At 73.9% G+C, this 22622-nt stretch carries 25 protein-coding genes; 7 read left to right on the top strand and 18 right to left on the bottom strand.

The features are described 5' to 3' along the window. The first annotated feature begins 6 nt into the window (after positions 1 to 6). Positions 7 to 609: a TetR/AcrR family transcriptional regulator gene (locus tag OG389_RS33380; protein WP_328302591.1), complete on the top strand. Its 603-nt coding sequence runs from the start codon at positions 7 to 9 to the stop codon at positions 607 to 609. 31 nt (positions 610 to 640) lie between these two features. Here the strand turns inward: OG389_RS33380 and OG389_RS33375 are convergent, their stop codons facing one another. After that, positions 641 to 1474 (bottom strand): enoyl-CoA hydratase/isomerase family protein, encoded by an 834-nt coding sequence (locus OG389_RS33375; protein WP_328302589.1) that lies wholly within the window; start codon positions 1472 to 1474, stop codon positions 641 to 643. Between the two features lie 23 nt (positions 1475 to 1497). Further along, the gene (locus OG389_RS33370) at positions 1498 to 2262 is read right to left on the bottom strand and encodes a PIG-L deacetylase family protein (protein WP_328302587.1); all 765 of its coding nucleotides are present in this window, start codon (positions 2260 to 2262) and stop codon (positions 1498 to 1500) included. 18 nt (positions 2263 to 2280) lie between these two features. On the opposite strand from OG389_RS33370, the gene OG389_RS33365 reads away from it, so the two are divergent. After that, entirely contained in the window at positions 2281 to 3108 is an 828-nt protein-coding gene (locus tag OG389_RS33365) for an MBL fold metallo-hydrolase (protein WP_328302586.1), read from the top strand. 177 nt (positions 3109 to 3285) lie between these two features. Further along, positions 3286 to 3816, top strand: a complete 531-nt coding sequence (locus OG389_RS33360) for a DUF3887 domain-containing protein (protein ID WP_328302585.1) — start codon at positions 3286 to 3288, stop codon at positions 3814 to 3816. Positions 3817 to 3827: 11 nt separating this feature from the next. Here OG389_RS33360 and OG389_RS33355 read toward each other — a convergent pair whose 3' ends face one another. The 3 genes from OG389_RS33355 to OG389_RS33345 form a co-directional block, all read right to left on the bottom strand. Further along, positions 3828 to 5150 (bottom strand): alpha/beta fold hydrolase, encoded by a 1323-nt coding sequence (locus OG389_RS33355; protein WP_328302583.1) that lies wholly within the window; start codon positions 5148 to 5150, stop codon positions 3828 to 3830. 247 nt (positions 5151 to 5397) lie between these two features. After that, on the bottom strand, positions 5398 to 6483 hold the full coding sequence (locus OG389_RS33350; protein ID WP_328302581.1) for an S-(hydroxymethyl)mycothiol dehydrogenase: 1086 nt from the start codon (positions 6481 to 6483) through the stop codon (positions 5398 to 5400). A gap of 135 nt (positions 6484 to 6618) precedes the next feature. Then, positions 6619 to 7563, bottom strand: a complete 945-nt coding sequence (locus OG389_RS33345) for a LysR family transcriptional regulator (protein ID WP_328302579.1) — start codon at positions 7561 to 7563, stop codon at positions 6619 to 6621. A 70-nt stretch (positions 7564 to 7633) separates the two neighbouring features. Here OG389_RS33345 and OG389_RS33340 point away from each other — a divergent pair, with 70 nt between their 5' ends. After that, positions 7634 to 8551 (top strand): dihydrodipicolinate synthase family protein, encoded by a 918-nt coding sequence (locus OG389_RS33340; RefSeq protein WP_328302577.1) that lies wholly within the window; start codon positions 7634 to 7636, stop codon positions 8549 to 8551. An 862-nt stretch (positions 8552 to 9413) separates the two neighbouring features. Beyond that, the gene (locus OG389_RS33335) at positions 9414 to 10109 is read left to right on the top strand and encodes a transglycosylase SLT domain-containing protein (RefSeq protein WP_328302576.1); all 696 of its coding nucleotides are present in this window, start codon (positions 9414 to 9416) and stop codon (positions 10107 to 10109) included. A 48-nt stretch (positions 10110 to 10157) separates the two neighbouring features. Here OG389_RS33335 and OG389_RS33330 read toward each other — a convergent pair whose 3' ends face one another. Both OG389_RS33330 and OG389_RS33325 read right to left on the bottom strand, forming a co-directional pair. Then, complete coding sequence (locus OG389_RS33330; RefSeq protein ID WP_328302575.1) at positions 10158 to 10526, bottom strand: 5-carboxymethyl-2-hydroxymuconate Delta-isomerase; 369 nt, start codon at positions 10524 to 10526, stop codon at positions 10158 to 10160. Between the two features lie 127 nt (positions 10527 to 10653). Next, positions 10654 to 11298, bottom strand: coding sequence for a MerR family transcriptional regulator (locus OG389_RS33325; RefSeq protein ID WP_328302574.1), 645 nt, complete (start codon positions 11296 to 11298; stop codon positions 10654 to 10656). 86 nt (positions 11299 to 11384) lie between these two features. Here OG389_RS33325 and OG389_RS33320 point away from each other — a divergent pair, with 86 nt between their 5' ends. After that, entirely contained in the window at positions 11385 to 11894 is a 510-nt protein-coding gene (locus tag OG389_RS33320; protein ID WP_328302572.1) for a DUF4188 domain-containing protein, read from the top strand. A gap of 48 nt (positions 11895 to 11942) precedes the next feature. On the opposite strand, the gene OG389_RS33315 is transcribed toward OG389_RS33320, so the two are convergent. The 10 genes from OG389_RS33315 to OG389_RS33270 all read right to left on the bottom strand — a co-directional run bounded on the left by OG389_RS33315 (position 11943) and on the right by OG389_RS33270 (position 21010). Next, the gene (locus OG389_RS33315; RefSeq protein ID WP_328302570.1) at positions 11943 to 12548 is read right to left on the bottom strand and encodes a response regulator transcription factor; all 606 of its coding nucleotides are present in this window, start codon (positions 12546 to 12548) and stop codon (positions 11943 to 11945) included. Next, positions 12545 to 13768 carry a sensor histidine kinase gene (locus tag OG389_RS33310; protein WP_443059484.1) on the bottom strand — a complete coding sequence of 408 codons (1224 nt, stop codon included), beginning with the start codon at positions 13766 to 13768 and terminating at the stop codon, positions 12545 to 12547. Before OG389_RS33310 ends, OG389_RS33315 begins: the two co-directional genes overlap by 4 nt. A 57-nt stretch (positions 13769 to 13825) precedes the next feature. Continuing rightward, on the bottom strand, positions 13826 to 14545 hold the full coding sequence (locus tag OG389_RS33305; RefSeq protein ID WP_328304290.1) for an ABC transporter permease: 720 nt from the start codon (positions 14543 to 14545) through the stop codon (positions 13826 to 13828). Continuing rightward, entirely contained in the window at positions 14545 to 15435 is an 891-nt protein-coding gene (locus OG389_RS33300; RefSeq protein WP_328302566.1) for an ABC transporter ATP-binding protein, read from the bottom strand. The genes OG389_RS33305 and OG389_RS33300 overlap by 1 nt, the downstream gene beginning before the upstream one ends. A gap of 225 nt (positions 15436 to 15660) precedes the next feature. Then, positions 15661 to 16581 carry a squalene/phytoene synthase family protein gene (locus OG389_RS33295; protein ID WP_328302564.1) on the bottom strand — a complete coding sequence of 307 codons (921 nt, stop codon included), beginning with the start codon at positions 16579 to 16581 and terminating at the stop codon, positions 15661 to 15663. A gap of 130 nt (positions 16582 to 16711) precedes the next feature. Continuing rightward, positions 16712 to 18418, bottom strand: a complete 1707-nt coding sequence (locus OG389_RS33290; protein ID WP_328302563.1) for a serine/threonine-protein kinase — start codon at positions 18416 to 18418, stop codon at positions 16712 to 16714. Positions 18419 to 18491: 73 nt separating this feature from the next. Beyond that, complete coding sequence (locus OG389_RS33285) at positions 18492 to 18758, bottom strand: GlsB/YeaQ/YmgE family stress response membrane protein (RefSeq protein ID WP_328302561.1); 267 nt, start codon at positions 18756 to 18758, stop codon at positions 18492 to 18494. Between the two features lie 91 nt (positions 18759 to 18849). Further along, a complete protein-coding gene (locus OG389_RS33280) occupies positions 18850 to 19176 on the bottom strand; it encodes a hypothetical protein (RefSeq protein ID WP_328302559.1) in 327 nt (108 codons plus the stop codon). Between the two features lie 5 nt (positions 19177 to 19181). Next, entirely contained in the window at positions 19182 to 20126 is a 945-nt protein-coding gene (locus OG389_RS33275) for a hypothetical protein (RefSeq protein ID WP_328302557.1), read from the bottom strand. Then, positions 20123 to 21010 carry a phosphatase PAP2 family protein gene (locus OG389_RS33270; RefSeq protein WP_328302555.1) on the bottom strand — a complete coding sequence of 296 codons (888 nt, stop codon included), beginning with the start codon at positions 21008 to 21010 and terminating at the stop codon, positions 20123 to 20125. The genes OG389_RS33275 and OG389_RS33270 overlap by 4 nt, the downstream gene beginning before the upstream one ends. 244 nt (positions 21011 to 21254) lie before the next feature. Here OG389_RS33270 and OG389_RS33265 point away from each other — a divergent pair, with 244 nt between their 5' ends. After that, positions 21255 to 21887, top strand: coding sequence for a TetR/AcrR family transcriptional regulator (locus OG389_RS33265; RefSeq protein WP_328302554.1), 633 nt, complete (start codon positions 21255 to 21257; stop codon positions 21885 to 21887). 183 nt (positions 21888 to 22070) lie between these two features. On the opposite strand, the gene OG389_RS33260 is transcribed toward OG389_RS33265, so the two are convergent. Further along, positions 22071 to 22610 carry a TerD family protein gene (locus OG389_RS33260; RefSeq protein WP_328302552.1) on the bottom strand — a complete coding sequence of 180 codons (540 nt, stop codon included), beginning with the start codon at positions 22608 to 22610 and terminating at the stop codon, positions 22071 to 22073. Between the last annotated feature and the right edge of the window lie 12 nt (positions 22611 to 22622).

The raw sequence follows: 22622 nt of genomic DNA, 5'->3' as shown, positions 1-22622 counted from the left end.
GTTGCGGTGAGCACGGCGAGTACGGGCCGCCCGTCGTTGACGGAGCGGCGCCGAGAGGCCACGTGGTACGAGATCGCGGAAGCCGCGGCCGCGCTGTTTTCGGAGCGGGGGTACGAGGCCACGACGGTCGACGACATCGCGCGGGCGGCCGGGATCTCGCTGCGGACCTTCTACCGGTACTGCCCGACCAAGGAGGACGCGCTGACCCCGGTCCTCACCGCCGGGGTGGCCACCCTGGTCGAGGAGCTCGCCCTGCGGCCCGCCGCGGAGCCGCTCACCGAGGCGGTCCAGGCCGCCTTCACCATCGCGACGGCGGGTGCGCGCTACGAGGAACCGGGCCAGACGGTCCACCTCATCCAGGTGATGAGCCGGGTCCCGGAGATCCGGCTGCGCTGGCTCGCGGCCGCCCGGGCGATGCAGGACCGCCTGGTGCCGGTGCTCGCGGAGCGCACGGGGCGCCCGGAATCCGCCCTGGAGACCCGCCTGCTGGCGGCCGTCCTCATCGACGCGGTCACCGTGGCCCTCGAACACTGGGCCGCCGAGGACGGCCGCGACCGCCTTCCCGAGGTCTCGGCCCGCGCCCTGGCCCTCCTGCGCCTGGAGGAGTAGCCGGATCCGCGCGGATCCCGCGCGCCCGGGCTCAGCCTCCGGTGAAGCGCGGGGGGCGGCGGGCCGCCTTGGCGGTGTAGCCCTCCTGGGAATCCTCCGAGGTCAGGGTCAGGGCCGCCGTCATCGCGACGCGGTCCAGGGCCGCGGGCAGGGCCGCATCGGCGTAGGAGTCGATCGCGCGCTTGATGCCCTGGACGGCCAGGGGGGCGTTGGCCGCGATCTCCGCCGCGAGCGCTCGGGCGGTCGATTCCAACTCCTTTGGCGGAACGACCTGCTGGACCAGGTTCAGCCGCTCGGCCGTCCGCGCGTCGATACGGCGGCCGGTCAGGGCCAGGTACTTGGCCCAGCCGGCACCCGCCTCCCGGGCGATGCGCAGATCGCCGCCCGCGTCCACCGCGACGCCCAACTGCGCCTCGGGCAGGGCGAAGACGGCGTCGTCCGCCGCCACCCGGATGTCGGCCAGCAGGGCCAGCTCGAAGCCGAATCCCAGGCAGTAGCCCTGCACGGCCGCCACGACCGGCTGCGGCAGCCGGGCCAGGACCGCGAAGCGTTCGTGGACCCAGCGGATGCCCTCGTAGTAGTTGCGGTTGCGCTCGGCCGCCGAACCTCCCGTGATCGCCCCGCCGGGGGCCGTCACGTCGATGCCCGCGCAGAACGCCCGGCCCTCGGCCCGCAGCAGGACCACCCGGACCGCCGGGTCGAAGCGGATCCGGTCCGCCAACAGGCCCAGCTGGCGCGTGGACTCCCAGCTCCAGCCGTTGAGCTTCCCCGGCCGGCAGAGGGTGAGTTCCGCGATCCCGCCCGCGACGTCCAGACGGATCCGTTCCTCACCCTCCGCGATCTCCGTGCTGATGGTGTCGATCACGCCGACACCTTAGGGGGCACCGCTCAACGCGGGAAGACCTCGAAGGGTACCGCCGGCCGGCCGCCGAACCGGGCCGCCGCCTGCTGGGCGTTGCCCGTCAGGAAGGTGCGTACGTACGTCTCGGGGTCCTCGTCCGTCAGGGCCGCGATGTACGCCTTGTGCTCCATCAGCGATTTCACCGAACGCTCCAGGCCCGGACCGGCGTCGGCCGCGTGGGTGGGCGTCGTGGTGCCGGACACCGCGACCCAGCGCACCCCGTTCCACGGCTCCAGCCCTTGTTCCTCGATGAGTTCGGGGAAGATCCAGCGATTTCCCGCGTCGCTGGCCGCGTCCAGGGTGGCCCGGCCGACCGCCTTGTGGTCGGGGGTGTTCCAGTATCCGCCGCCTCCGGCGCCGCCCCAGGTGTCGCGGTGGTTCATGGTGACGACCAGCTCGGGGCGGTGGCGGCGGATGGCGGCCGCGATGTCCCGGCGCAGGCCGAGGCCGTACTCGACGACGCCGTCGCGGTGCTCGAGGAACTCCACCGCGGACACGCCGACCACGGCCGCGCTCGCGCGCTGCTCCGCCTCGCGCAGTGGGGCGCACTCGGCCGGGGCGACCGTGTCGATGCCCGCCTCGCCGCGCGTGGCGAGCAGGTAGACGACCTCGCGGCCGCCGTCCGTCCAGTCCGCGACGGCCGCCGCGCAGCCGTACTCCAGGTCGTCGGGGTGCGCCACGACCGCCAGGGCGCGCTGCCAGTCGGTGGGCATCGGTTCCAAGGGCGCGGGCCCGTCCAGTCGTTCGCTCATACATCGCACCATAGGCGAATGGACAGACACGGGCTCGTGGTGGCCCTGCTCGACGCCACAGGGACGTTCTTCGAGCCCGCGGCCACGGCGTTCCCCGGGGCGGACGCCGCTGCCTGGGCCCGGGCCGCCCTGGTGGACCCGGGCGCGGCCGGGCCGGACGGCTCCTGGCGGCTGGACTTCCGGTGCTTCGCCGTGTCCCGGCCGGGCGGACGCTGGGTGCTGGTCGACGCGGGGGTCGGCCCGGCGCACGGTCCCGCGGCCGGCTGGGCCCCGGTCCCGGGCCGGCTGCCCGCCGCGCTCGCGGAGGCCGGGATCGCCCCGGCCGACGTGGAGGCGGTGGTCCTGACCCACCTGCACGAGGACCACACCGGCTGGACGCTCGACGCGGCGGGCCGGCCGTTCTTCCCGGCCGCGCGGTACCTCGTACAGGGCGCGGAGGTGGCGGCCCTGGACCGGGCGGACCCGGTGTGGGACTGGACGGTGGCTCCGCTGCGGGCCTCCGGGCAGCTCCAGGAGGTGGCCGGGGTACACAGGCTCGCCCCCGGCCTCACCCTGCTGCCGACGCCCGGGCACACCCCTGGCCACCAGTCGGTACTGGTGGAGGGGGCGGCCGGCCCGGGTGGCGGGGACCGGGACGTCCTGGTCACCGGTGACGTCCTGGTGCACGCGGTGCAGCTGGCCGATCCGGCGGTCCCGTACTCCCACGAACGCGACCGGGCCGCCGCGCGGGCCTCCCGCGAGGAGACCCTGGCCCTGGCCGTGCGCCGGGGCGCCCTGCTGGCCACCGCGCACCTGACCCGCGCCTTCGTGGAGCCCTCCGTGCCCCCGGCCGTACCGGGTGGCTGAGAGCCCGGGGCACGTGCCGCGGCCGACGTGCGACCGCCGTGTGGGCGCCCTAGCATGAGGGGTGGTGGTCCAGGCGGATCGGGCGGATCGGGCCGATCAGGCCGACCAGGCTGATCCGGCTGATCCGGAGAATCGCGGTGACCCTCCCGGCCCCTCGAACGGGAGAAGGGGAAAGCCATGGCCCCGATGTCCGGCACGCACACGACCCACGGCGGGAAACGGCGGTTCGCCCGGATCGTGCGAACGGTGCCCGCGGCCCTGCTCGCGTCCAGCGCCGTGCTCCTGACGAACGGTTCCCCCGCGAGCTCCGCGCAGGAGCCCGCCCCCGCGGCGGTCACGGCCCCGGCCGGCGTCCTCGCCGCGGCCGCTGTGCCGGTCGCGGCCAGGACGGATGACGAGCAGCTCGCTCTCGACACGCTCGACGAGGTGGTGCGGGGCGACTTCACCGCCGTCTCGGGCCGTTTCGACGAGACGCTCCGCCACCAGGCGTCCCCGGAGCTCCTCGCCCGGTCCTGGCAGGACTACCAGGAACAGTTCGGGCCGTACCGGTCGCACGGGGACCCCCGGCAGGTCGCATCCGTACAGGGGACCGTCGTCAACGTGCCGCTGAACATGGCGAAGCGGCCGGGAGAGTTCCGCGTCACCTTCAACGAGGACGGACTCCTCACCGGTCTGTTCTTCCTCCGGACCGGCATCCCCGTCCCGTAACTCCCCGAGGATCAGGCCTCGTCGCGCACCAGGGCCAGCAGCCGGTCCAGGACGCGCGGGCCGCCGGCGCGGACTCCGTCGTGCTCGAACTCGTCCGTCACCCAGGTCTTCAGCCCCCGGACGGCGCGGGCCGTGGCCAGGGAGTGCCCGGTGTCCACGTACATGTCGTCGTGGTAGACGGCGGCGGCCACCGGCACCTCGTTGGCGGCGAGCCGTGCGCGGTCGTACAGGGGCGTCCAGCCGGTACGGGCCACCAGCAGTTCGGCGGTCTCGCGCAGCGGGGCGAGCGCGGGGTCACAGGTGAAGTGCCAGGGGTGGATGGTCTCACCGGTGAAGTACAGCGGCTCCTCGCCGGCGAGGGTCTTCTCGGCGTCGAAGCGCGGGTGGCCCGCGCGCACCCGTTCGGCGGCCCAGCCGATGGGGGCGGCCGGGTCCTGGACGTAGATCGCCTCGTGCATCAGGGCGTACAGCGGGTGCCCGGCGAAGGAGAGCTGGGCGTGGACCGCCTCCAGGAAGGCGTCGGACAGGGCGGGCCCGGCCGCGGTGGGGACGAAGGCGTCCTCCAGCAGGTAGTGCAGTTGGTGGCTGCCGTCCGAGACGCCGAGGAGGAGACCGAGGGACTGGAAGGCCTCGACCGTCAGCCGGTATCCGCCGGGGAGCTCGGCCGGGTGCTCGACGAGGTGGGCTGCGATGCGACGGGCCCGTTCCACGTCCATGGGGTAACGGGCGTAGTGCGCCCGGTTCTTGCGCTCCATGCGGGGGTACGCGGCTTCGTACACCTCGGCCGCGGTCGCCTCGAGGGAGGGCAGCCCGCCGGTGATGAGGGCGGCGGTCAGCCCCTCGGGGGCGGCGCCGAGGTAGTGGGTGACGCAGAAGCCGCCGAAGCTCTGGCCGAGGACCGTCCAGGGCGCGCCGCCGGTCAGGAGGGGGCGGATGGTCTCGGCGTCGCGCACGATGGAGTCGGCGCGGAAGTGGGCGAGGTACTCGGCCTGCCGCGCGGGGCCGCCGCGCAGCGGCAGGGTCTGCCGGTTGACCGGGGTGGAGCGGCCGGTGCCACGCTGGTCGAGGAGCAGCACCCGGTACTCGGACAGGGCCCGCTCCAGCCAGGCCTGCCGGCCGATGAAGCGGCGTGCGCCGAAGCCGGGCCCGCCCTCCAGGTAGAGCAGCCAGGGCAGGGACGCGGGGTCCTTCCCGGTGGCGACCAGTTCCCGGGCGTACAGGTCGATCCGCTCGCCCTCGGGGCGGGCGTGGTCGAGCGGAAGGCTGAAGTGGTGGTCGGTGAGTTCGACGCCGGGCTGGCGGTAGCTGCCGGCGGCGGAGGTCACTGAGGTCACGGGGGTCCCTGGGGTCGGCGCGGTGGGTGGGTGCGCGGCAGCCGTTCCGGGGCCGGTGGATGGTGGCGGACCGGGGCGGCGGGCCCGGCTGAGCTTACGCGAGGCCCCCGGAAGCGGGCCGGTCCGTACGGGCGCACGGCCGCCTCGGGAACAGTGCGGCCGTACGAGCACCGGGGCAGGCAGGGGTGCTCGTACGGCGGCCGGTCCCGGCCTCATCGGGGTGGTACGGGCAGTGCGCCGTACCCGGTCAGAACTCGACGACCGAGCGGAGCACCTCCCCGCGCTCCATGCGGGCGAAGGCCGCTTCGACACCGTCCAGGGCGATCCGCTCGGAGACGAACGCGTCCAGGTCCAGGCGCCCCTGCAGGTAGAGGTCGATGAGCAGCGGGAAGTCCCGCTCGGGCAGGCAGTCCCCGTACCAGGAGGACTTCAGGGCGCCGCCGCGCCCGAAGACGTCCAGCAGCGGGAGTTCGAGCCGCATCTCCGGAGTCGGGACGCCGACCAGGACCACCGTGCCGGCCAGGTCGCGCGCGTAGAACGCCTGACGGTACGTCTCGGGGCGGCCGACGGCCTCGATGACCACGTCGGCACCGTTCCCGCCGGTGAGCTCCTGGATGGCCTTGACCACGTCCTCGGTGCCGCCGTTGACGGTGTGCGTGGCGCCGAGGCCCCGCGCCCACTCCAGCTTCCGGTCGTCCAGGTCCACCGCGATGATCCGCGAGGCTCCGGCCAGCCGGGCCCCGGCGACGGCGGCGTTGCCCACTCCCCCGCAGCCGATGACGGCGACGGAGTCACCGCGCCCCACGTTGCCGGTGTTCAGGGCGGCTCCAAGGCCGGCCATCACCCCGCAGCCGAGCAGTCCGGCGGCGGCCGGCGAGGCGGCCGGGTCCACCTTGGTGCACTGGCCGGCGGCGACCAGGGTCTTCTCGGCGAAGGCGCCGATGCCCAGGGCCGGGGAGAGCGGGGTGCCGTCCTCCAGGGTCATGGGCTGGGTGGCGTTGTGCGTGTTGAAGCAGTACCAGGGGCGGCCCCGCTTGCAGGCCCGACAGCTTCCGCACACCGCACGCCAGTTGAGGACGACGAAGTCACCGGGGGCCACGGAGGTGACGTCCGGGCCGACCGATTCCACGATCCCGGCGGCCTCGTGGCCGAGCAGGAAGGGGTACTCGTCGTTGATGCCGCCCTCGCGGTAGTGCAGGTCGGTGTGGCAGACCCCGCAGGCCTGGACCCGTACGAGCGCCTCGCCGGGGCCCGGATCGGGCACGAGGATCGTCGTCGTCTCCACCGGTGCGCCCTTGCTCCGGGCGATGACCCCTCGTACGCGATGCGTCACGTGCTACCCCGATCTCATTCATGGTTTGCGTCGACTGCACCGGGGGTCCCGCGCGGGATCCGCCGGTCCGGTCAACGTACACGCGCGTTCCCGCGTACGGGAATTGCCGCGCACCGGGGCGCACGGGAGCCGTTCCTATGTGGCGAGTTCCGGCGGTACCGCCTCCCGCAGGGCCGCGCCGAAGGCGGCCACGGCGGGGTGGCCGGCGGCCCCGCCGCGGAAGGCCAGGTTGGTCCGGCGCTCCATGAGGAGGCGGGTGAGCACAACGGCCGGATCCGCGTGCCCGGTGATCCCGAGCTGCGGCACCACGGCCACGCCCTGACCGGCCGCGACCAGGGCGAGCACGGTGGCGAACTCGTCCACCTGGTGGCGGATCCGCGGAGTGAATCCGGCGGCCTGGCAGGCCCGCAGCGTCATGGCGTGGCAGAGCGTGCCGGGTGTGGCGGTGATCCAGGGCGCGTCGGCGTGGGTACGGAGCATCGCGCGCTGGTCGGCGGGGGGAGGGGTGGGGGTGGCGGGGGTGGCCGGAGAGGTGGGGGTGGCCGGAGAGGTGGGGGACGCGAGGTACATCGCCTCGCGGTACAGCGGCTCGGCGGCGAGCCCCGGCTCCTCCGGCGCGGGGACGAAGTCGTACTCGTGGATCAGCGCCACGTCCAGGTCACCGGCCCGCAGCGCGTGCGCGACCGCCGCCGGGTCGGTCTCGGACACCATCGGCTCCAGTCCCGGGTGGCGGCGGGCCAGCGCGACCAGGGCGGCCGGAACGATGGCCCTGGTCGCCGTGGGGAAGGACCCGATCCGCAGCGCTCCGGCCAGTCCGCCGCGTGCCTCGGCGAGATCGGCGTCGGCGCGTTCCAGCAGCTCCAGCACCGCGTCGGCGTGCCGGACCAGGTTCTGCCCGGCGGGAGTGAGCCTGACCCCGCGTCCCGTGCGCTCGAGCAGCGCCAGACCGGCCTCGCGTTCGAGGACACCGAGCTGCTGGGACACCGCCGAAGGGCTGAACGAGAGCGCCTCGGCGACCGCGGCGATGGTCCCCCGTCGGGCGAGTTCGCGCAGGAGGCGCAGGCGTCGTACATCGAGCATCGGATCAGCTTACGGGTCCGGTAAGAAAAGCGAACTGGATTCGATGCTCGGAGCAGTCCAGGCTCGGCGCATGACACAGACCTTCATGCCCCTGGCCCCCACGGCGCAGGGCCCGCACGGGATCCACGTACCGCTGATCACCCCCTTCACCGCGGCCGGGGACGTGGCCGCCGAGGCCCTGGAGGCGCTCGCACACGAGGTGCTCGACGCGGGCGCCTCCGGGATCGTGGCGCTCGGCACCACCGGCGAGCCGGCCGCCCTCGACGAGGCGGAGCGCGACCTGGTCACCGAGGTCTGTGCGCGGGTCTGCCGGGAGCGGGGGGCGGCGCTGACCGTGGGCGCCGGGGCGAGCGGGACCCGGGCCGCCGAGGACTCGCTCATCCGGCTGGAGCGGTGGCCCGAGGCGCGGGCGGCACTGGTGACCGTGCCCGCGTTCGTACGCCCCTCGGCGGCCGGGGTGCTCGCGCACTTCGAGCGGCTGGCGCGGGTGAGCCCCGTACCGCTGATCGTCTACCACGTCCCGTACCGGACCGGGAAGCCGCTGGACGCGGTCTCGCTGCGGTCGGTCGGGGCGCTGCCCGGGGTGGTCGCGGTCAAGTACGCGGTCGGCTCGGTCGACGAGGACGCGGTGGCGCTGCTCGGCGACCTGCCGGAGGGCTTCGTGGTACTGGCGGGCGACGACACCTTCCTCTCTCCTCTTCTCGCGCTCGGCGCGGCGGGCGGGATCCTCGCCTCGGCGCACCTCGCGACGGCCCGGTTCGTCGAGCTCGCGGCGGCCTGGCGAGCGGGTGACACCGACCGGGCGCGTGCGTTGGGCCCCGGCCTGGCCCGCCTCTCCTCCGCCGTCTTCAGCGAGCCCAACCCCACGGTCGTCAAGGGGGTGTTGCACGCCCAAGGCCGTATCCCGACGCCGGACGTACGCCTCCCTCTGCTCCCGGCCGGCCACGAGGCGATCGCTGCGGCGCGGCGAGAACTGGCACTCCTCTGACCCCACCCGGTCCCCTACCGCTCTCCACTCGCTCCTGCCTGCCAGTCCGCCCGGGCCCGCCCCCCTCCCCGGCCCCGGCGGGCCCGGCCCTGCCCGCTCCCCCGCCCGGGGCCGCTCCGGCACCGGCCCAGGCCGGCGCCGGGCAAGGCCCCGGCACGCACGACCCCGCGCAGGCGAGCCCGGCACAAGCCGGTCCAGCACGGGCCCGGGCGCGCACCAGGCACGGCCCCGGCACGCTCAGGGCCCGGGACGGACCAGGACCGGCACAGGCCCAGGTCGGCGTCGGGAGAGGTCCGGCACGGGCGCGGTCCGCCGCCGGGCGAGACCCCGGACGGACGAGCCCCCCACGGACAAGGCCCCGCACAGGCGGGGCCCCGCTCGTCGGCCGCCAGCCGGCCGGGCCGGGTTCGGGGCGTGGGGCCCGTGGAGTCGGCGGGCCAGGTTCGGGGCGCCGAGCCCGCCGCCCGGGGCCCGGCGGGCTCGGTTACGCGCATGGGGGTTAATGACCTGGGATGGGCGATTCGCCCCCATAGGGCGGGTCGCCCGAATCGACCCCAGCGACGGGCGACTTGCCCCGAATTGGGACCTCACCCGGAACCTCGTGATGTGAGTCACGCCGACCACACCAACATCATTTCCCCGCAGGGGCCGATTCCCCCTTTCCCGGCCGGAATTTCGAGAATTCCCGTATCCCTTTCCAAGGTCATCCATCGAGCCGATTACGGGAAGTTGATCTCCCGATCGAATTCGAGTCTTGTTCCGGCCCGCCGGAACGGCCTACGGTCACCTCGTTCCCAGTGGTTCGCAGCCGAATCCGGCCGCCACCCGGGCTCTTCCGTACCCCCACGTGAGGAATTCCGCCATGTCCGCAAAGGGAAAGCACCGCCGGCCGAAGCAGCACCACGCACTCACCCGCACGCTGGCCCTCGCCGGCACGGGCAGTGCGGCGCTGGCCCTCCCGCTGGTCAGCACGACCACGGCCGGGGCGGCCGAGGTCAGCGGCGTCAGTGCCGCACCCAAGACGTATTCCGTGGTCAGCGGTGACACCCTGAGCAAGATCGCGGCGGAGCACTCCATAGGCGGCGGCTGGCAGCAGCTCTACCAGGCCAACCGGAGCATCGTCGGCGCCAACCCCGGGGTCATCCGCCCGGGTCTGAAGCTGAACCTCGCCGCCGCCCCCGCGGCCGCCCCGGCCGCCGCCGCCAAGGCCGCCGCCGTGAAGGCCGCCCCCAGCTACCCGAACAACCTCGACGGCTGGATCAGGGAGTCGCTCGACGTCATGGCGCTGCACGGAATCCCCGGCAGCTACGACGGAATTCACCGCAACGTCATGCGCGAATCCTCGGGAAATCCCATGGCCATCAACAACTGGGACTCCAACGCGGCGGCGGGCATCCCCTCCAAGGGTCTGCTCCAGGTCATCGACCCGACCTTCCAGGCCTATCACGTGCCCGGCACTCCGCAGAACTCCTACGACCCGGTCGCCAACATCACCGCCGCCTGCAATTACGCGGCCGCCCGCTACGGCTCGATCGACAACGTCAACGGCGCGTACTGAAAAGCCCGTACGACGGCAGCGGACCGGGACCGGGCACGAGGCCGGAGTTCAGGCCCCCACGTGCTTGCGGTAGGCCGCCCCCAGCTCGTTCACGTCCACCGACGCGTGCACGACGGGTCCGGACGCATCCAGCCCCTGGGACGTGTACTTCCGCAGCAGTTCGAGCACGGCCTCGCTCAACTCGGCCTTGACCGCCTCGGTCCGGCCCGCCAGCAGGGCCAGCTGTACATGGACGAGCGCGCTCCCGGCAGCACCGTCGGCCACGCAGACCTCGTCGAGGCACCGGAAGCGCGTCTTGCAGTTCTCCACCGCGGCATCGGCCACCCGGGCGGTCAACGCGTGCAGGGCGAGGGCGAATCCACGCCGGTCGAAGGTGTCGGTCAGGTTCGCCGAGTACTCGACGGTGATCTGCGGCATCGCGTGTTCTCCAGGTGTTCTCGGTGGCGCGTGGCAGCACGCCCGGCACACGCCGCGTTCCGTACGACGCCCGTCGCGTCCTCCCGCATTCTCGCGGACCCGAACGACGACGGACCGCCCGCCCCGCTCATTCCAGCCCGTACCGCCGGGCCGACTCCTCCTCCTGCGCCAGCCGGTGCAGGGCCTTCAGCACAGGCTGGACGAGGACGACAGCGGCCACCGCCGTCTCGACCTTCTCCTCCTCGGAGGGGTACGTCTCCATGAAGTCCAGGTCGCGCACGGCCGCCTGGTGCATCAGCTCGGCGTACGGGGCCATCAGCGGGGCGTCCCACGGATAGCCGAGCCGAATGAGGGTGGCCACCGCCGTCACGAGCGAGCGGTGGACGGGGGACAGCGCGCCCACCTTCCGAGCCGTCGACCAGCCCAGCGTCTCGAGCAGCCGGTCCACCTCCCGCCGCGCCGCGGTCACCGCCGCGTCCTCCTCGTCCGGCTCGGGCACCTGCGGCAGCGCCCACAGCGCCGCTCCTATCCGCATCGTCCGGCCCAGGGACTCGTCGTCGACGTGCGCGAGCACCTCCCGGGCCTTGGCCACTGGAATCCCGCCGACCTGGATCAGCGCGCGGACCAGCCGCAGCCGCCGCAGGTGTCCCTCGTCGTACTCGGCGGTCGTCGCACTGACCCGCTGCCCCGGCGCCAACAGACCTTCGCGCAGGTAGTACTTGATGGTCGCCGTCGAGACGCCACTGCGTTCGCTCAACTCCGCCAGCCGCATCTCTTGAACCTTCCATTGGGGAGTGTCACTATCCAACCCTGTAGGGATGGACAGTGCCGCTATCCAACCAGGCGACTGGAGACAGAGTGTCAGCGAAGCCGATACCGGGCCACACCACCGCAGCCGCGGAGGGCGACGTCGTCGTACTCCTGATCGGGATGCGCATCAACCACTTATGGGCGGTGCACCACTGGGTGCCGGTCCTGCTGGCCATGCCCCGCATGCTCCGCGAGCTGGCCCGGGACGAGAGCCGGGGACTGCTCGGCCACGTCCTGCTCACCGGTTCGCCCCGTACGTACTACGTGGTCCAGTACTGGGAGTCCAAGGAGAAGCTCTACGCGTACGCCAAGGCCCCGGACATGTTCCACCACCGGGCCTGGGCGATCATCAACCGCAAGGAACGCGCGGGCAAGCTCCGCCAGCACGTGGGCCTGTGGCACGAGTCGTACGTCGTCCCCGAGGGGTCGTACGAGTCGATCTACGCCGACATGCCGCCCTACGGACTCGCCGCGGCCACCGGAGTGCTCCCCCTCGAGGCCCGCGGCCGCCGCGCCTCCGACCGCTTCAAGCACCGCTCCGGCCGCAAGACCGCCTAGGGAGCGGCGCGCCCCGCCCGGGGAGGGGCAAGCCCCCTGAAGCCGGTCCTAGAGCCAGCCCTGGCGGCGGGCAGCGCGGACGGCTTCCATGCGGTTGCGGGTGCCGGTCTTGCCGATCGCCGCGGACAGGTAGTTCCGTACGGTCGACTCCGACAGGTGGATCTTCGCCGCGATGTCGGCGACGGTGGCCCCGTCGACCGAGGCCGTCAGGACGTCGACCTCGCGCGGGGTCAGCGGGTTCGGGCCCGCGCTGAGGGCCGCGGCCGCGAGCGCGGGGTCGATCACGGTCTCCCCCGCGAGCACCCGTCGTACGGCCGCCGCCAGTTCCTCGACCGGCCCGTCCTTCACCAGGAAGCCGGCGGCGCCCGCGTCCATCGCCCGCCGCAGGTAGCCGGGGCGGCCGAACGTGGTCAGGATCAGCACCCGGCAGCCGGGGCACTGGCGGCGCAGGTCCGCCGCCGCGTCGAGCCCGCTGCGGCCGGGGAGCTCGATGTCGAGCAGCGCCACGTCGGGGCGGGTCGCCAGGGCGGCGGGCACGATCTCGTCCCCGGCGCCGACCTGCGCCACGACCTCGATGTCCTCCTCCAGCCCGAGCAGCAGGGCCAGGGCCCCGCGCATCATGCCTTGGTCCTCGGCCAGCAGGAGCCTGATCATCTGCCTTCCCCTTCCCCGTCCCCGTCCGCCCCTACGAGGTCTTCGTCCACCGGGAGTTCGGCGGTGACCCGGAATCCGCGACGGCCCGGCGCCGGGCCGCTGGAGAGGGTACCGCCGGCCGCCGCGAGCCGCTCGGTCAGACCGGTCAGACCGCTGCCCGCCAGGCCGTCGCCCGGCGCGCTCGAGCCTACGCCGCCGGCCCCGTCATCGGTGATCACCAGGTGGACCCGCCCGGCGGCGCCGCGCACCTCGATCTCGCAGCCGGTCGCACCGCTGTGCCGGATCACGTTGGTCACGGACTCGCGCACCACCCACCCCAGCAGCGCCGCGGTCCGCGGCGCCAGCGGCGGCCCGGACTGCCGTACGACGGGCTCGATCCCGGCGGCGGTCAGGACACCGCGGGCCCGGTCGAGTTCGCCCGCCAGGCTGGCCTCCCGGTAGCCGGTGACGGCCTCCCGGATCTCGACGAGGGCCTGCCGGCCGACCGATTCGATGTCGGCGACCTGTGCGAGCGCCGCGTCCATGTCGCGGGGCGCGAGCCGGCGGGCCGCTTCCGACTTCACGACGATCACGGACAGGGTGTGCCCGAGCAGATCGTGCAGGTCCCGCGAGAAGCGCAGCCGCTCCTGTTCCACGGCCGCCCGGGCCAGCTCCTGCCGGGTCTCGCGCAGCTCCCGCACCGTTTCCGACAGGGCGAGGATGGCCGCGGTGACCATGCCGGACAGGAACGTCCCGTAGATGATGCCGACCGCCCCCCACCCGTCCTGGTACACGGCGATCGCGCCGCCCACGACGCTGAGACCGAGCACGGCCGCCCCGAGCGGGCGGCCCCGCAGCACCGCCCCGGTGGCGAGGCCCAGCAGGGGGAAGAACAGCAGCCAGCTGCCGCCGTAGCCGAGAGCCAGTCCGCAGGTCACCAGGCCCATCACGACGAGGCTCCAGCGGGTGCTCGCGGCCTCCCGCTTGCACTTGTCGAAGGCGCGGAACACCACGCTGATGTAGAGGGAGTTGAAGATCAGCAGACCGGCGCCCCCGACCAGCGGGTTGGGGGTCCGGCCCTGGAGGATGTTGGAGAAGGCCCCCATGCCCATCAGGAGCCAGGGCAGCAGGGTGAGCCCGCCGTTCAGTCCGCGCGGGCCGAACCTCCGCTGCTCCCCTTCGCTCCGCCCGCCGCCGGGACGGCCACGGGGGTGGCCGCCCGGGGCCGGGTCCGTGCCCATGTCCGTGCCCACACCCATGCCCGTGCCCCGTTCCGCCGCGTGTTCCGCATCCATCTTCTACACCGTCCTCGCCGACCGGCGGTACGAGAGGACCGCGTACGCGCCGAACAGCAGGGCCCATCCACCGATCACGGCCGCCGCCGCGGCACCGGGAGCCGCGCCCGCCGCGAGGGACTGCCCGATCTCCGCGAAGCGGTGGGTCGGGGTGAGGGCGGAGAGGGTCCGCAGCCAGTGCGGGAACAGCTCGACCGGGAACCAGAGGCCGCCGACGACGGAGAGCAGCAGGTTGCAGGCGACGTTGACGAGGCCGGTGGTCTGGGCGGAGAGCCGGTAGCCGTTGCCCATGCCCAGCAGGGTGAAGGGCAGGGCGCCGAGCCAGAGCGCGAGCGCGACGGCCGCCCACTGCCAGGCCCCGAGGCGGACCCCGTTGACGAGCGCGCCCGCCGCGAGGACGGCGGCGATGGCGGGCAGCACGATCACCGAGCCGGTCAGCGCCCGGCCGGTCACCACCTGGCGCGGGGTCATCGGGGTGACGCGGAGCTGGCGCAGCCAGCCGGCGCCCTTGTCCTCCGCGATGCCGGTGCCGGTCGAGAGGGCTGAACCCAGGGCCCCGTAGGCGGCCATCGCGACCATGGAGGCGGTCCTCCACTCGGGGACGTTGGCGCCGAGGTTGGTGAAGAGCAGGTACATCACCACCGGCATGCCGATGCCGAAGTAGACGAATCCGGTGTCGCGCAGCGCGCGGCGCACTTCGAGCCGGACGTACGCGGCGACGATCACCTGGCACTCTCCGCGGCGGCCGTGGATCCGGTCAGGGCGAGGAAGGCGTCTTCGAGCGAGGCCCCCGTGACCTCCAGGTTGCGCACGGCCCCCCGGCCGACGAGGGCGACGACGGTGGCATCGGGGTCCCGGGTACGCAGTCTCGCGCGCTCCCCGCGCACCTCTACGGCGACCACCCCCGGCAGCCCGGCCAGTCCCTCGGTGGGCAGCCCGGCCAGGTCGAAGGCGACCAGGGAGCCGCCGGCGGCGCGCCTGAGCCCCTCACCGCTGTCGTCGGCGACGACCCGGCCCCGGTCCACGACCACGATGCGGTCGGCGTGGGCCTCGGCCTCCTCCAGGTAGTGCGTGGAGAACAGGACGGTGTTGCCGCGCCGGGCGTACGCCCGCATGGACACCCAGAACGCGCGCCGGGCCTCCACGTCGAGGGCCGCGGTCGGCTCGTCGAGGACGATCAGCTCCGGGTTCCCCGCGAGGGCCACCGCGAAGCGGACGCGCTGGGCCTGGCCGCCGGAGAGCCGGTCGGCACGGCGGCCGGCCAGGTCCGTGAGCCCGGCCAGGCCCAGGGCCTCGGCGACGGGCATCGGGGCGGGGTAGGTCCGGGCGACGAAGGCGACGAGCTCCCGCACGGTGAGCCGCGGTACGGCGCGCCCCTCCTGGAGCATCGCGCCGACCCGGCCCGAGCGCACCGCCCGCCCGGGGCTCTCGCCGAAGAGGCGCACGCTGCCCGCGTCGGGCTCGTCCAGCCCGAGCAACAGGCTGATGGCGGTGGACTTTCCGGCCCCGTTGCGGCCGAGCAGGGCGACCGTCTCCCCGCGGTGGATGTCGAGGTCCAGACCGGCCACGGCGTGGACGGGGCCGAAGGACTTGGCGGTGTGCCGGAAGCTCACCGCGGGTGGCACCGCGGGTGGCACTGGCCCGGTCGCCCGGCGCGGCGTGTCCGTCGCCTCCGTTCCCGTTGTCGATCCCGCCGCCGTTCCTGTTCCCGTTCCTGTTCCCGTTCCCGTTCCTGTTCCTGTTCCCGTTCCTGTCGTCGTCTGCGTCATGTCCTCCACGCTACGGACGGGGCCGGGGCCCCGGCAGAGCCGCGTGTACGGACTCCGGCCGTACGAATGTCACTGCCGGACGGCGGTACGCGGCCCGCGCACCCGGGCACGTGCCAGGGTGCGCAGCGGCGCCGCGAAGCCGTAGCCGACGTCCTTGCGCAGGGCGCCGGCCCCGGCCCGCTCCACTGCCGTGAGCTGGTGCCCCATGAGTTCCGTCATCGTCGAGGCGACCGCCCGCAGCCCCGGTGCGGTGAGGTCCACGATGTCCTGCCCGGCGGCGAGCGCGGCACGGGCCCGCCCGCACTCAGCGGCCAGCAGCTCCCTTACGGCCGGGGTGTCCCGGGCCTGTTCGAGGTCGGCCCGGGTCACGGAGTGCTCGGCGAGGCGGGCGCGCGGAATGCAGAGCCGGCCCTCCGAGAGGTCCCCGGCGAGGTCGGCGAGGAAGTCGACCCGCTGGGCGGCGTCCACGAACCGCCTCCAGCCGGCGGCCTGTCCGGCGTCGGGACCACCCTCGTACTGCAGGCCGGTGAAGACCAGCACCCCGGGCCAGGCGTAGGCGTCGAGGTACGCCTGGAACTCCGCCTCGGAGGCGAAGCCGTCGAAGACCGCCTCAGCGGTGGCCGCGCCGTCGAGGAACCGGAAGACCCACTCGGCGGGCAGGCCGCGGGAGGCGACGGCGTGGGCGTAGGCGCGCAGCAGCGGGTCGGGGCTCTCCCCGGTCTCCAACGCCCGGCGCACCTCGGTGCCCAGTTCCGCGAGAGCCGCCGCCCGCTGATCCGGGGTTCCCGTCTCGGCGACGTCGTCGACCCGGTTCATGAAGGCGAGTCCGGCCGCCAGCCAGGGCACGAGGGGCGGCGCGGCGAGCAGGCGCAGGGCGAGGTAGGGAGCGGGCTCCCGGCGCAGGACCCTGCGGGCCGCGTAGGTGTAGTCGCCGCGGAGCCGGGTGCCGGATATGCCGGCGGTCGTGAGCGTGGTGCGCCAGCTGGGCATGGTGTGTCGGTTCTCCGCTTCGTGCGTACGCGTACGTGTCAGCGTAGGTGTCCGCGTTCGTGTACGTGCCGGCGCCCGCGCCGGGCGGACGGGCGGCCGGCCGGCCGGGCGCGGTCCGTTGTCGTGGACCTCAGCTCTTGTAGACCTTCTTGATCTTGAAGTCGGTGTCCGCGAGGACGTAGCCGCCCTGACCGTACGGGTCGCTGATGTACGGGCGGATCGCCGGGCCGCCGGACCAGGGGGAGACGTTGAGGTAGCGCGAGCTCGGGATCGCGACGGCGAGCTCCTGCTTGGCCTGGTCCATCAGGGCGGGAAGGCGGTCCCAGTCGATCGCGGCCATGTCCATGAGCTCGTCCCCCTCCTTCACGAGTCCGGCCGGGCCGGTGCGCTTGGCCGCGCCGCCCCGGTACTGCCAGGCGTCGACGGTCCTGGCCCCGGGGGCGGTGGGGATGTCGGCGAGCACGTACTCGTCGTAGACCCGCATGTTGACGAAGGTGGTGGTCCCCGCCTGCTCCTTGAGCGCCTCGACGGCGGTACGGATCCCGGCCGGGTCGATCAGGCTGCCCTTGGGCGGGGCGGTCTTCGGCGTGCTCGCCTTCGGGGTGGGGGTGGATGCCACGGGGCTGCCCTGGGCCGGGGAGACCGGGGTGGACACCGACGGGGTGACGGAGGACTTCGCACCACCGCCCGTACCACTGCCCGCGCCGGTGTCGGTGCCGGCGTTCCCGTCGGGCATCCAGTGCACGAAGCCGGCCACTCCGGCGGCCAGGACCACCGCGAGGAGCCCGGCGAGCAGCGCCGGACGGCGGCGGCGCGGGCCTGACGGTACGGGAGCGGGCACGGGCACGGTCGACGAGTACGGGTTGCCGGCACCCGGAACGAACGGCGTGGGGGCGGCGGTCGGCAAGGCGGGGACCGACCCGGGTCCCGGGGTCACGGGGCCGAAGTTCCCGAGGGCGACCAGGGGTACCACCGGGGTGGACCCTCCGAGAGCACTGCTCGCACTCCGGAGCAGCGCTTCCAACTCCTCGGCGCCGGGCCGCGCGGCGAGGTCCCGTACCAGCAGCCGTTCCAGTACGGGCCCCAGCGGCCCGGACCGTACCGTCGCCGGGATCGGCTCGTCGAGCACCGCGACCACGGTGGCCAGGCTGGTGGCCCGGCGCAGCGGGTGCACCCCCTCCGAGGCCACGTACAGCAGCATGCCGAGCGACCACAGGTCGGAGGCGGCCAGTCCCTCCTCACCGCGGGCCCGCTCGGGCGCGATGTACTCCGGTGACCCGATCAGCACGCCCGTCGAGGTCAGCGCGGTGGAACCGTGCAGCGCAGCGATCCCGAAGTCCGTGAGCACCGCGGAGCCGTCGGGCCTCAGGAGGACGTTGGCCGGTTTCACGTCCCGGTGCAGCACCCCCTCCGCGTGGGCGGCGCGCAGCGCCGAGAGCACGTCGAGGCCGAGCCTCAGGACGTCGGCCACCGGCATCGGCCCGTCGGCCAGGCGGTCGTGCAGGGAACCGCCGCCGACCAGCTCCATCACGATCCACGGATGGCCGCCGGAGCCTTCCGCGGGCTCCACGATGTGGTGGATCGTGACCACGTTCGGATGCGCGAGGCGGGCGAGGGCCCGGGCTTCGCGGACCGCCCGCTCGCGCAGCTGGACGGCGAGGTCGGGCTGGGCGGCGGCGGTGGCCGGGTCGGGCGGCCGCACCTCCTTGAGCGCTACGTCCCGGTGCAGCGCGATGTCCCGGGCACGCCACACCGTCCCCATCCCGCCACTGCCCAGGGGCCCCACCAGTTCGAAACGCCCGTCGATCAACCGTCTGCCGGCCTCACTGCTCTCCATGGCCGGTCATCGTAGGCGCCGGCGCCGACGGCGGTGCAGGTGGTCCCGGGGATGGACGGTCCGGGGCCGCCGGTCAGTTGCGGGAGTTGCCGAACAGGAGCCGGTAGGCGACGAGCAGCACCAGGGAGCCCGCGATGGCGGAGCCCCAGGTCGCGAGGTCGAAGAAGTCGTTCTGGATCGACCGGCCCAGGAATTTCGCCGAGAGCCAGCCGCCGATGAAGGCGCCGGCGATGCCGATGAGGGTGGTACCGATCAGGCCGCCGGGGTCCCGGCCGGGCAGCAGGACCTTGGCGATTCCGCCCGCGAGCAGTCCAAGGATGATCCAGCCGATGATGCCCATGCCTGTTCACTCCGCTTCGGTGTGCGCGCGGGTGCGCGCGGTGTCCGCTTCCGTCTCACAGGCAAGGACGCGCGAACAGCCGAAACGGTTCTCAGCCGCGCCGGGTACGGACGGCGCCGGCGGTGACCAGCACGACGGCGGCCGCCGCGCCCGCCGCCAGGAATCCGCCGCGGGAGCGCCAGGACAGTACCGACAGCGTCGACTGGGCGGAGAGCACCGAGCCCGCGCTCAGCCAGGATCCCGCCGAGGCGGCCGACAGGGCCGAGCCGATCGAGCCGAGCGACAGCACGCTGCCGACCGAACCGATGGAGAGGGCCGAGCCCACGGAACCGATGGAGAGGACCGAGCCCACCGAGCCGAAGGAGAGGATCGAGTCCTTGGAGCGGAGCGAGAGGAACGAACCGTCGTCGGCAGCCATACGGATCATGCTGCCACACCGGCCATCGGCGCGGCCGGTGAAGCGGTGGCCGGGGATGCGACGAGCGGAGATGCGGCGGCCGGAGATGCGGCAGGCTGGGATGCGGCGGGCTGGGATGCGGCGGCCGCCGTCTGCTGCGGGGTCCGCGTGAGCAGCAGCACGCCCCGGGCCGCCGCGAGCGCGCCCGCCAGCGCCAGCAGGACTCCGAGCGCCCCGCCCTGGATGCGTTCGCCGAGCAGCACCATGCCGATCGCGGCGGCGGCCAGCGGGTTGGTGAGGTTGACCACCGCGAGCGGGGCACCGAGGCCGCCCCGGTAGGCCCGCTGGGACAGCAGCATCCCGCCGACCGCGAAGACCACGACGAGCAGGGCCACCGACACGACCCGGAAGCTGAGCAGCGCCCCGCCGCGGCCGCCCGCCACGGCGACGGTCTGGGTCAGGGCGGAGGCGGCCGCGGAGGCCAGTCCGGACGCCGTCGCGTGGCGCAGACCCGAGCGCGCGTCCGTTCGTACGGTCAGCAGCACGATCACGGCCGCCGTCGCCGCGGAGACCGCGAGGGCCTCGGCCAGGGTGAGGGTTTCGTCGGGGGCCGGGCCGGAGGCGGGCAGCAGGAGCAGACCGAGGCCTGCGACGGTGGCCAGGGTGCCGCGCCATTCGGTGGCCACGACCTTGCGCCCGGCGCCGTGGGCGCCCAGTGGGACGGCGGCGACGAGGGTGAGCGCGCCGAGCGGCTGGACCAGGGTGAGCGGTCCGTAGCGCAGGGCGGCGGCGTGCAGGAGGGCGGCGGCGGCGTTCAGGCCGGCCGACCACCACCAGGCTCCGTTGCCGAGCAGCGCCGCGGCGCTGCGGGCGACCGCACGGCGGGCGAGGCGTTCCTGGGCGACGGCGGCGGCCGCGTAGGTGACGGCCGCGGCGAGGCAGAGCAGGACGGCGAGGAGGGTGGCGCTCACCGGACCGCTCCTACGACTTCCGCGGTCCCGGCGTTCACCGCGGGCGCCGCGGCGTCGACCGTTCCCGCGGGACCCGGGGCTCCCGCGGCCGTGGTGGACGGGCCGGGCCGGCGCTGACCGGGCACGCTCCGCGCGGCGACGACCGAGCGGACGGCCGGACGCGGAACCAGCAGCAGGGCGGCCCCGAGCAGCAGCGTCGCGACGATGGCGTCGAGCCAGTAGTGGTTGGCCGTGCCGACGACCACGAGCAGGGTGACCAGCGGGTGCAGCAGCCACAGGAAGCGCCACCGGGAGGAGGTGGCGGCGATCATGCCGAGGGCCAGCATCAGGGCCCAGCCGAAGTGCAGTGAGGGCATCGCGGCGAACTGGTTGGCCATGGTGTCGGCGGCCGGAGCGGCCCCGTAGACGGTCGGACCGTAGACCTGGCCGGTGTCGATGAGGTGGGCGGCGCCCAGCATCCGCGGCGGCGCGAGGGGGAAGGCCAGGTGGAGGACGAGGGCCGCGCCGGTGAGGACCGCGAGGACGCGGCGGGTCCAGAGGTAGTGCGTGGGACGGCGTACGTAGAGCCAGACCAGGAAGAGCACGGTGGCGGGGAAGTGCACGGCCGCGTAGTAGGTGTTCGCGGTGTGGACCAGGGCGTCGCTGTGCAGGAGCAGGCTCTGGACCGGGCCCTCGCCGGGCAGGTGCAGGGTGCGCTCGGCGTCCCAGACCCGGGCGGCGTTGCGGAAGGCCTCGTCCGTGCGGCCGGTGGAGAGCATGCGGCCGCACTTGTAGACGGCGAAGAGACCCGCGACGAGCAGCAGCTCACGTATGAGACGGCGGCGGCTGGGACGGCGGCCGCCCGGCCCCGCGCCGGCCTCGGCGGGTGTGGTGTGGGAGGTCATCCCCCGGTCTCGCTTCCTGTACACGGGCTCACAATCGACACACCAGTGTATCGATACATTCGCGTATCGATACGAGCGTGTACCGATACGCTCGCGTTCCCGTAGACTTTCATTGGAGGCCGTTGCCGCGCGACCGATATACCGGGCCCGCGCACCCCCACCGGGACCGGACGGGACCCCACCGGGACCCGTTTCCGGCCCCCACCCCGAGACCCGCCCGAGCAGCACCGAGGAGAGCCGCACCATGACGTCGCCGACGCCGGAAGCCGCCCCGGCCCCCGCGCGCCGCTCCAAGATCACCCCGGAGCGGGAGCGGCAGTTCTACGACGCCGTCCTCGAGCAGCTGCGCGAGGACGGCTACGAGGCGCTGACCATGGAGAAGATCGCCGCGCGGGCCAGCTGCGGCAAGTCCACGCTCTACCGGCAGTGGAAGACCAAACCGCAGCTCGTCGCCGCCGCCCTGCGCGCGGACCGGCGCGGGACGCTGGCGGCGGTGGACACCGGGACCCTGGCGGGAGACCTGCGCGAGGCGGCCAGGATCGCGGCCTGCACCTCGGGGCGCGACACCCGCCTGACGCAAGCCCTCGGAGTGGCGGTGCTCAGCGACGAGGAGCTGAAGGCGGCCCTGCGCGAGGCGCTGGTGGAGCCCGAGTTGGCGGCGTTCGACGCCATCGTGGAACGGGCCGTGGCGCGGGGCGAGATCTCATCGGGGCATCCGGCGGTGGAGTTCCTGCCGGCGCAGCTCATGGGCGTGCTGCGGATCCGGCCCGTGCTGGAGGGGCGCTACGCCGACTCCGAATACCTCGTACGGTTCGTCGACGCCTGCCTGCTGCCGGCGCTGGGCGTGGCCCCGCAGGCCTCCGCGCACACCCCCTGAACCGGCCGGCCGCCGTTCCCGATGACCGGACGGCGACCTGCCCGCGCTGCCTCGTGGGGACGGTGGCAGCGCACCACCGGGCCGGGCGGCGGGCACTCCCTCGCGGAGTGCCCGCCGCCCGGCCCGTACGGTGACAGCCCGGCCCGCGCGTACGCCGACCGGCCCGACCGCCCCGTACGGTGATCAGCCGCGGGCCGCGCCCATCGCCCGGGCGAACTCCTCCGGGCCGGAGTCGAAGCCCCGTACTTCCGGGTCCAGTGACCAGACGCCCGAGGCGTCGCGGGTGAACTCCGCGATCGTGACGGCGCTCGCGGTCGCGACGCCCGCGAAGTCGTCCACGGCGAGGTCGGTGTACCCCTCCCGGATGCGCAGCCCGGTCCTCGCGACGTCGCCGAAGGTCAGCGTCGGGCCCTCGCCCGCCTGCTGCTGGATCATCACGCCCACCACCACACGGGTCAGCTCCGGGGCGATGCGGTCGAGTTCGAGGGTCATGACCTCGTCGAAGCCGAGCCCCTGACCGGTCCGGCTGTCCCGGTTCAGCGTGATGGTGCCGTCGGGGGAGCGGCTGCCGAAGTGCACGAGGTGGACGGGCTCCCCGTACGGATCGGCGGCGGCGTAGACCCCGGCCAGTATGTCGAGGTCGTGGACGGGCGCGCCCGCCGGGCTGGGATCCCACTTCAGCGCGATCTCCACCTTGGCCAGGCCCTTGCGTACTCCGCTCACCGAACTCCCCCT

The organism is Streptomyces sp. NBC_00435 (assembly GCF_036014235.1).
GTDB lineage: Bacteria > Actinomycetota > Actinomycetes > Streptomycetales > Streptomycetaceae > Streptomyces.
This window is presented reverse-complemented; position numbering and strand designations above follow the sequence as displayed.

Excerpts from the sequence above, each read along its gene's own strand:
- OG389_RS33365 (WP_328302586.1), top strand. The coding sequence starts at position 2,281 with ATGGACAGACACGGGCTCGTGGTGGCCCTGCTCGACGCCACAGGGACG.
- OG389_RS33335 (WP_328302576.1), top strand. The coding sequence starts at position 9,414 with ATGTCCGCAAAGGGAAAGCACCGCCGGCCGAAGCAGCACCACGCACTC.
- OG389_RS33370 (WP_328302587.1), bottom strand. The coding sequence starts at position 2,262 with ATGAGCGAACGACTGGACGGGCCCGCGCCCTTGGAACCGATGCCCACC.
- OG389_RS33310 (WP_443059484.1), bottom strand. The coding sequence starts at position 13,768 with ATGGGCACGGACCCGGCCCCGGGCGGCCACCCCCGTGGCCGTCCCGGC.
- OG389_RS33360 (WP_328302585.1), top strand. The coding sequence starts at position 3,286 with ATGGCCCCGATGTCCGGCACGCACACGACCCACGGCGGGAAACGGCGG.
- OG389_RS33265 (WP_328302554.1), top strand. The coding sequence starts at position 21,255 with ATGACGTCGCCGACGCCGGAAGCCGCCCCGGCCCCCGCGCGCCGCTCC.
- OG389_RS33295 (WP_328302564.1), bottom strand. The coding sequence starts at position 16,581 with ATGCCCAGCTGGCGCACCACGCTCACGACCGCCGGCATATCCGGCACC.
- OG389_RS33325 (WP_328302574.1), bottom strand. The coding sequence starts at position 11,298 with ATGCGGCTGGCGGAGTTGAGCGAACGCAGTGGCGTCTCGACGGCGACC.
- OG389_RS33340 (WP_328302577.1), top strand. The coding sequence starts at position 7,634 with ATGACACAGACCTTCATGCCCCTGGCCCCCACGGCGCAGGGCCCGCAC.
- OG389_RS33280 (WP_328302559.1), bottom strand. The coding sequence starts at position 19,176 with ATGGCTGCCGACGACGGTTCGTTCCTCTCGCTCCGCTCCAAGGACTCG.
- OG389_RS33290 (WP_328302563.1), bottom strand. The coding sequence starts at position 18,418 with ATGGAGAGCAGTGAGGCCGGCAGACGGTTGATCGACGGGCGTTTCGAA.
- OG389_RS33330 (WP_328302575.1), bottom strand. The coding sequence starts at position 10,526 with ATGCCGCAGATCACCGTCGAGTACTCGGCGAACCTGACCGACACCTTC.
- OG389_RS33285 (WP_328302561.1), bottom strand. The coding sequence starts at position 18,758 with ATGGGCATCATCGGCTGGATCATCCTTGGACTGCTCGCGGGCGGAATC.
- OG389_RS33270 (WP_328302555.1), bottom strand. The coding sequence starts at position 21,010 with ATGACCTCCCACACCACACCCGCCGAGGCCGGCGCGGGGCCGGGCGGC.
- OG389_RS33315 (WP_328302570.1), bottom strand. The coding sequence starts at position 12,548 with ATGATCAGGCTCCTGCTGGCCGAGGACCAAGGCATGATGCGCGGGGCC.
- OG389_RS33345 (WP_328302579.1), bottom strand. The coding sequence starts at position 7,563 with ATGCTCGATGTACGACGCCTGCGCCTCCTGCGCGAACTCGCCCGACGG.